Below are 6,289 nucleotides of genomic sequence, written 5' to 3' on the forward strand. Positions count from 1 at the left end.
GTCGGCGTTCGCCTTGACCTGGGCCTCGGTGACGTTCCAGTTGAACGAGTCGTAGCTGTTCCAGCCCAGCGGCGGAGTCGTGGCGACCCCGTTGTCCCACGCCACGGCGGGCTGCTCGGACCCGGTCGTCAGGGTGGTCGCCATCAGGGCCGCGGCGGCGAGCACCAGTCCCGCCCGCCGCGCTGTCGTTCGGACTCCACGCACACTGGTCTCCACTCGTCGTCGAGCGATGTGATCGATAACACGAGACAGCGCCAGAGTTTGCTTGGTACCTGTGACCGGTGTCAAGAAGTGAAAGTGAGCGTTAACATTCCATCTGGCGCGGCAGTGGTCCTACCGGTCTGCCCGCGCACGTCGACGTGGCGGACCTGATCCAGTCCGGCAGCTTCGGCCTGGTCGACGCGATCGAGAAGTTCGAGCCCAAGCGGGGCCGTCGGCGGAGAAGCACAGCGACAACATCCTGACCAAGCTCGGCCTCCCGCCGGCGGACCAGACCCACCGCCGCGTCCAAGCCGTCCGGGCCTACCTGAACCACTGACCCGCCGGCGGACGACGCAACCCTGCGGTCCGGACGGCCCAATTCCGGCGGTCGCCGGTGACGCCGTGCCCCCGGCCACCGATGTAGTGATCACAGGGGCCGTCCGCCACCAGGCGACGGGGTGTTCAGGGGGTTTCACACGATGCTGTCCTTACGACGGCGCGCGTCCGCGCGCGCCCGCATCACCGTGGTCGGCGCCGCCACAGCGCTGTTCGCCGTGCTGACGACCGGGGTCGCGCACGCCGAACCACCGTCGAACGACGACTTCGACCACTCGACGGCCGTCACGGCCTTGCCGTTCACCACCACGCAGGACACGAGCGAGGCGACCGAGGCGGACGACGACCCGTCCTGGTGCCAGTTCTACGAAGTCGAAGGCGGCGTCTGGTTCCACCACACCGCGACCGAGGACGGTTACCTGCGCGCCACCACGGTGGGCAGCGACCACACCACCGTCCTGTCGGCCAACACCGGCGAGCGCGGGAACCTGCGCGCCGCCGACCAGGCCTGCGACATCGGCTCCGACGCCACGATCACGTTCCGCGCCACGGCGGGCACCACCTACTACTTCTTCGTCGCGGGCTACTCCGTCACCGGCGGCGCGCTGTCGTTCGCCCTGCGCCCCGTCCCTGCCGTGGCCAACGACGCGTTCACCGCCGCCGAGCCGGTCACCGCGCTGCCCTTCACCACCCACCCGGACCTGTCGACCGCCACGTTCGAGGCCGACGAACCCGAGTCCAGCTGCGCCTACACCGAGACCGTGCCGTCGGTCTGGTACTCCTACACGCCGTCGGCGCGGACGTCGGTCACCGCGCGGGTCGAGCACAACGACGTCGTCGTCAGCGTCTACACCGGCGCGTCACTGCCCGAGCTGACCGAGGTGACCTGCATGTCCTACTCCTACGAGCCGACGACCTTCGGCGCCACCGCGGGCACCACCTACTACCTCAGGGTCACCGGCCCGCGGCAGAGCTCCCAGCCCACCGCCCTGCACCTGGCCGAGGCGCCACCGCTGCGGCCCTACATCAGCAGGTCGACGTCCGAACCGTCGGTGTACGACAACATCCACTTCAGGGTCGAGTCGAACAACTGGAACGAGGAGCCGCTCAGCGCCACGTGGGACTTCGGCGACGGCACCACGGCCCCGGCCACGACCGAGGGCGTCCAGCACCACTACACCGCCGACGGCGTCTACACCGTCACCATCGTCGCCACGTCGCCGGACGGCCGCACCGCCACGGCGAGCTCCGAGGTGGAGGTCGAGACGCACGACGTGGGGATCACCCGGTTCGACGTGCCGTCGTCTGCGCGGCAGGGCGAGACCAAGACGATCAAGGTGTACGTGGCGAACACGCGGTACGCCGAGACGGCGACCGTCGTGCTCTACAAGCGCACCAGGGACTACTGGACCGAGGTCGGCACGACGACCCTGCACGTGCCCGCGCACCCGACCCGCAAGGTGCAGTTCCCGTTCGCCCACACCTTCACGCCCGACGACGCCCTCGTCGGCAAGGTCGCCTTCCGGGCGCAGGTCACGCTCGCGTACCCGGTCCGCGACGCCCGCCCGATGGACAACGAGGTCATCTCCATCGCCACGACCGTGACCGGTTCGGCCGCGATGGCCGCCGCCTGACCGCCACACCACCACTTCCGGGAGAGATCAGAATGACGCTGCCCACCCGGCGGCGGGCGTTCACGCGCCTGCGCACGCCGATCATCGGCCTCGTCGCCGCCGCGATCGCGGTGCTGGCACCGGGCGTCGCGCACGCCGCGCCGCCCGCCAACGACGACTTCGACCAGGCCACCGCCATCACCGCGCTGCCGTTCTCGACCACGCAGGACACCACGCAGGCCACCAAGGCCGCCGACGACCCGACCGACTGCTACTACTGGGGCACGCGCAGCGTGTGGTTCCGCTACACCGCGACCGAGGACGCCCTGCTCAGGACCACCGTGTCCAGCACCGGGCAGTCGCCGGTCGTGGCCGTCTACACCGGCGAGCGCGGCGCGCTCACGCAGGTGCCCGGGAGCTGCACGACGGACTTCCCGACGAGGGCGTTCCCCGTAACCGCGGGCACGACGTACCACATCGAGGTGTTCGAGTACTACTACGGCGGGCAGGTCGACTTCCGCCTCGCCACCGTCCCGCCCGCGCCGAACGACGACGTCGCCGCGGCGGCCCCCGTCGTGCTGCCGGCCCAGCTCACCGGCGACCTGAGCCTGGCGTCGACCGAGCCGGACGAGGTCCCGTCCAGCTGCGAGCAGGGCCTCGACCGCTCCGTCTGGTACCGCTACACGCCGGAGCGGACCCGCTCGGTGGCCGTGATGACGGGGTACGGCTCACCCTCGATCACCGTGTACCAGGGTGCCACGCCGGACGCGCTGACCGAAGTGGACTGCGTCGACTCCTATTCCGGGTACAGCGCCGTGTTCACCGCCACCGCGGGCCGGACCTACTTCATCAAGTTCGCCAAGAGCGCCGAACGGGCCTCGGAGTTCAGCCTGTCCCTGCAGAACGCGCCGGCGGTGCGCCCGATCGCGTCGCCCTACCCGAACACCCCGTCCACCTTCGACGACGTGCGGTTCACCGTCTACTCCGGAGACCCGCTGAACCGCCCGCTGGTCAGCGGCGAGGTGAAGTTCGGCGACGGCACGTCCGCGCCTATCACCGGCGACGCCCTCGTGCACCGCTACGCCGCCGACGGCGAGTACCGGGTGGAGGTGACCGGCACGACCTCCGACGGACGCACCGGCACCGGCGTGGAGACCCTGGTGGTCGAGACGCACGACGTGGGGCTGTCCGGCTTCACCGTGCCCGCCTCGGCCCGCGCCGGGCAGACCAAGCCGATCAAGGTGACGCTCGCCAACGGCACGGCCCGCGACGAAACGGTCGAGGTCGAGCTGCTGCGCCTGTCGGAGAGCGGGCACTACACCACCGTGGGCACGCTCAAGCAGTGGCTCGCCGGCGGGTCGCGCGTGGAGCTGCCGTTCGCCTACACCTACACCGCCGCGGACGTCGCGGCGGGCAAGGTGACGTTCAAGGTCCGGGTGGACGTCGACGGCCGGTACGACGGCGACGACAACCCTGCGGACAACGAGGTGGTGGCCGTGACGACGACCGTGCGCGCCGGCGCGACCACCGCGGACGACCTGCACTGCTGCCGCTAAACGAGTAACACGCAAGTCTGGGTGGTAGCCGGAGACGGACGAAGGGTGTTCAAGATCCGTTTGTGACGACGGACCTGAACACCCTTCGCACCGCACTCCACGTCAAGATCGCTATCCGGCGTTGCGCCACCTCGTGGCGCGGAAGGAGCCGTTCGCCATGGTGCGGCCGACGATCGTGCCGCTGTTGTTGATGTCCGTGGCGACCCCGTGGGCGCCGCCCAGCGTGGCGAGTCTCGTGATGGTCCCGTAGGCGCCCCAGCGGACCGCGTGGGTCCGACCGTCGACGTCGAGGGCATAGCCGACGATAAGACCCGCGTCACTGACCCCGGTGGCCCCGGCTTCAGGGGTGCCGAACGCGGGGAGCACGGCCGCCGCACCGGTGACATCCCAACGCACCGCCGCGCTGCCACTGTCGGTGTAGCAGGTGCCGACGATCAGGCCGGATTCGTTGATCCCGTGTGCGAAGCAGTCCTGGTGACCGGGAGGCGTGTCGAGTCGGCCGATGACGCCTGCCGCGTCCCACATCACCGCGTGGCGGTTCCCGTCGGAGCCCTGTGAGTACCCGACGACGGTGCCGTCGTTGTTGACGTCATAGGCGATGCCGTCGTCGTTGCCGCCCGGCAACGTGGCGAGCGGGGTGGGCCGGCTGCTCGCGTTCTCCCACCGCACCGGCGACTGCGGGTAGTCGCCCACGAGACCCACGATGACGCCGTCGTCGTTCACGCCCCGGGCCGAGCCGGTGGAGTCCCCGGGAAGCCGGGTCACCGCTCCGGTGACCTCCCACCGCACCGGGTACGTGACCTCGTGCTCGGCCGACTCCGCCTCGCCGACCACCACACCGTCGTCGTTGATGTCGTGGGCTGCGCTGCGCCGGCCCGGGGTCGCGAGCTCGGTGATCGCCCCGGACGCGTTCCAGAGCAGAGCGTGGTCCCATCCGCTGGGACGCGTGGAGTAGCCGACCGCGACGCCGTCGTCGCGCACGCTGGTGGCCTGGCTGAACGTGTCGCCCGGAGTCGTGCCCATGTCGGTGGTGACGATGGCGGCCGATGCCGGGGAGGCCGTCGCGACGGTCACCACCACGGCCATCGCGCCCACGACTGATCTTCGACGAGAACGCCTCACTGTGATTCCCCCATCTGCGGCGCACATACGAGTGCCGATCTCCCGTGGTACAAGACGATCACAGGCTGGGGCATGCCGTTGTGACGGGGAACCGCCGTTCAGACGATCACCGCCCTTGGCGGCCGGTGGGTGTCGTCCTGCGGCTGCGACGCGGCACCGGTCCTGACGCCCGCACTTCGCCGACGGGATCAACGGCATGACGCTGGTCGACCTGCTCGAGATGTTGGCGGACTGGAAGGCGGCCACCGAACGCGCCCCGCAGGGTGACCTCGCGGCCAGCCTGACGATCAACCGCGACCGGTTCGACATCGCACCACAGCTGATGGACATCCTGACCAACACCGCCCGCCACCTCGGATGGCTGACCGCAGAACCGGACCACGACACAGCACCCTGACGCGACAGGGCCACCAGGCCCGACACCGACCAGCATCGACCAGACCCCGGCACCCCGTCACCGATCGGCCACCGGCGATGTCCGCGCCGTGTCATGTGGTGGCCAGCCGTGCTTCGACCCGCTCGGCGGCGGCGAGCAGGTGCGGCTCGCGCAGGTGGTGGGCTCGGGCGTTGGGCGAGTCGGGTCCGTGGCGCTCCAGCATGCCGGCCAACCGGTCGCGGAGGGGCGTGCGACGACCGAGTTCGTCCACCGTGGAACCCGGTGTCGACCACCGGCGGGGCGTAGCCGATGTCGTGCAACCAGGCTGCTGCGATGAGCAGATCCCTGTCGACCTCCGACACCGTCGCGGCCAACTCGGCCGCGCGTTCGGCCACTGCGGTCGTGTGCCGCCATCGGCTGCCCGACGAGCCGAGCAGATTCATCGCCAGCTCGCGCGCACGCACGGAGTCGTACGCCGCGCCGTCCCCCAGGATCACTGCTGTGGGCTTCCCGAGGCGAACAACGAAAGGTGAACGTATCGTAAACGGGCGACGGCGGGATGGTGGATCGGCGGTTTCGCTGATCGGCCTCTCACCGTGCCGGTGTCCACTCCCCCAGGGACACCGAAGACGGTGGTCTCCGTCCGGCGACGGACCTGGTGTGCGCGCGGCGATGGCGTTGGGCGCCGCGGGGCTGTCGGCCCGCAGGATCCGGTGCCCGTCCACCTCAACGCCGTGGACCCTGAGCACATCGCCGAAGTCCGACGGGTCCACCACGTCGATGCGAGGCTGGTGGCCGCCGCGGCCCTCGCCCCTTGGGGCGAGGGCCGCGGCGGCCTCGGGTTCGATGTTCGGTGTTGTGGTCGTCGTTGAGGGGTTGGTGAGCGGAGGCGGGATCGTCAGACGGCGGGCGGGATGGCCACGACCTTGCCGTGGATCTTTCCCGCGTCGGCCTGTTGGTGGATCGCGGGCAGCTCGCTCAGCGGCACGCGCCGGGCGATCTCGACGTGGAGGTCGCCGCGGTCGATGAGGCCGACGAGGCCCGAGAGGACGTCCGCGTCGGGGTGGACGAAGATCGTGGCCGCG

General features: G+C 70.3%; 6 protein-coding genes and 3 pseudogenes. 4 read left to right on the forward strand and 5 right to left on the reverse strand.

Annotated features, from left to right (window positions below; translation table 11 throughout):
• A pseudogene (locus tag ADK67_RS50530) lies at window positions 1-204 on the reverse strand (alpha-galactosidase); the annotation flags it as partial.
• A gap of 131 nt (window positions 205-335) precedes the next feature.
• On the opposite strand from ADK67_RS50530, the pseudogene ADK67_RS48725 reads away from it, so the two are divergent.
• The 3 genes and pseudogenes from ADK67_RS48725 to ADK67_RS07025 all read left to right on the forward strand — a co-directional run.
• A pseudogene (locus tag ADK67_RS48725) lies at window positions 336-464 on the forward strand (sigma factor); the annotation flags it as partial.
• Between the two features lie 216 nt (window positions 465-680).
• Window positions 681-2,171: a PKD domain-containing protein gene (locus tag ADK67_RS07020; RefSeq protein WP_053715576.1), complete on the forward strand. Its 1,491-nt coding sequence runs from the start codon at window positions 681-683 to the stop codon at window positions 2,169-2,171.
• 32 nt (window positions 2,172-2,203) lie between these two features.
• Entirely contained in the window at window positions 2,204-3,706 is a 1,503-nt protein-coding gene (locus ADK67_RS07025; RefSeq protein ID WP_053715577.1) for a PKD domain-containing protein, read from the forward strand.
• A 111-nt stretch (window positions 3,707-3,817) separates the two neighbouring features.
• Here ADK67_RS07025 and ADK67_RS07030 read toward each other — a convergent pair whose 3' ends face one another.
• On the reverse strand, window positions 3,818-4,792 hold the full coding sequence (locus tag ADK67_RS07030; protein ID WP_269435983.1) for a hypothetical protein: 975 nt from the start codon (window positions 4,790-4,792) through the stop codon (window positions 3,818-3,820).
• A 223-nt stretch (window positions 4,793-5,015) separates the two neighbouring features.
• On the opposite strand from ADK67_RS07030, the gene ADK67_RS07035 reads away from it, so the two are divergent.
• Entirely contained in the window at window positions 5,016-5,225 is a 210-nt protein-coding gene (locus ADK67_RS07035) for a DUF5662 family protein (RefSeq protein WP_269435984.1), read from the forward strand.
• A 91-nt stretch (window positions 5,226-5,316) separates the two neighbouring features.
• Here ADK67_RS07035 and ADK67_RS52260 read toward each other — a convergent pair whose 3' ends face one another.
• The 3 genes and pseudogenes from ADK67_RS52260 to ADK67_RS52270 all read right to left on the reverse strand — a co-directional run.
• Window positions 5,317-5,475 carry a hypothetical protein gene (locus ADK67_RS52260; RefSeq protein ID WP_197289322.1) on the reverse strand — a complete coding sequence of 53 codons (159 nt, stop codon included), beginning with the start codon at window positions 5,473-5,475 and terminating at the stop codon, window positions 5,317-5,319.
• A gap of 34 nt (window positions 5,476-5,509) precedes the next feature.
• Window positions 5,510-5,647, reverse strand: a pseudogene (locus ADK67_RS53430) (HD domain-containing protein); the annotation flags it as partial.
• A 455-nt stretch (window positions 5,648-6,102) separates the two neighbouring features.
• On the reverse strand, window positions 6,103-6,289 hold a 187-nt coding region (locus tag ADK67_RS52270; protein ID WP_331459250.1), incomplete at its 5' end, for a zinc-binding dehydrogenase.

This window comes from Saccharothrix sp. NRRL B-16348 (assembly GCF_001280085.1).
GTDB lineage: Bacteria > Actinomycetota > Actinomycetes > Mycobacteriales > Pseudonocardiaceae > Actinosynnema.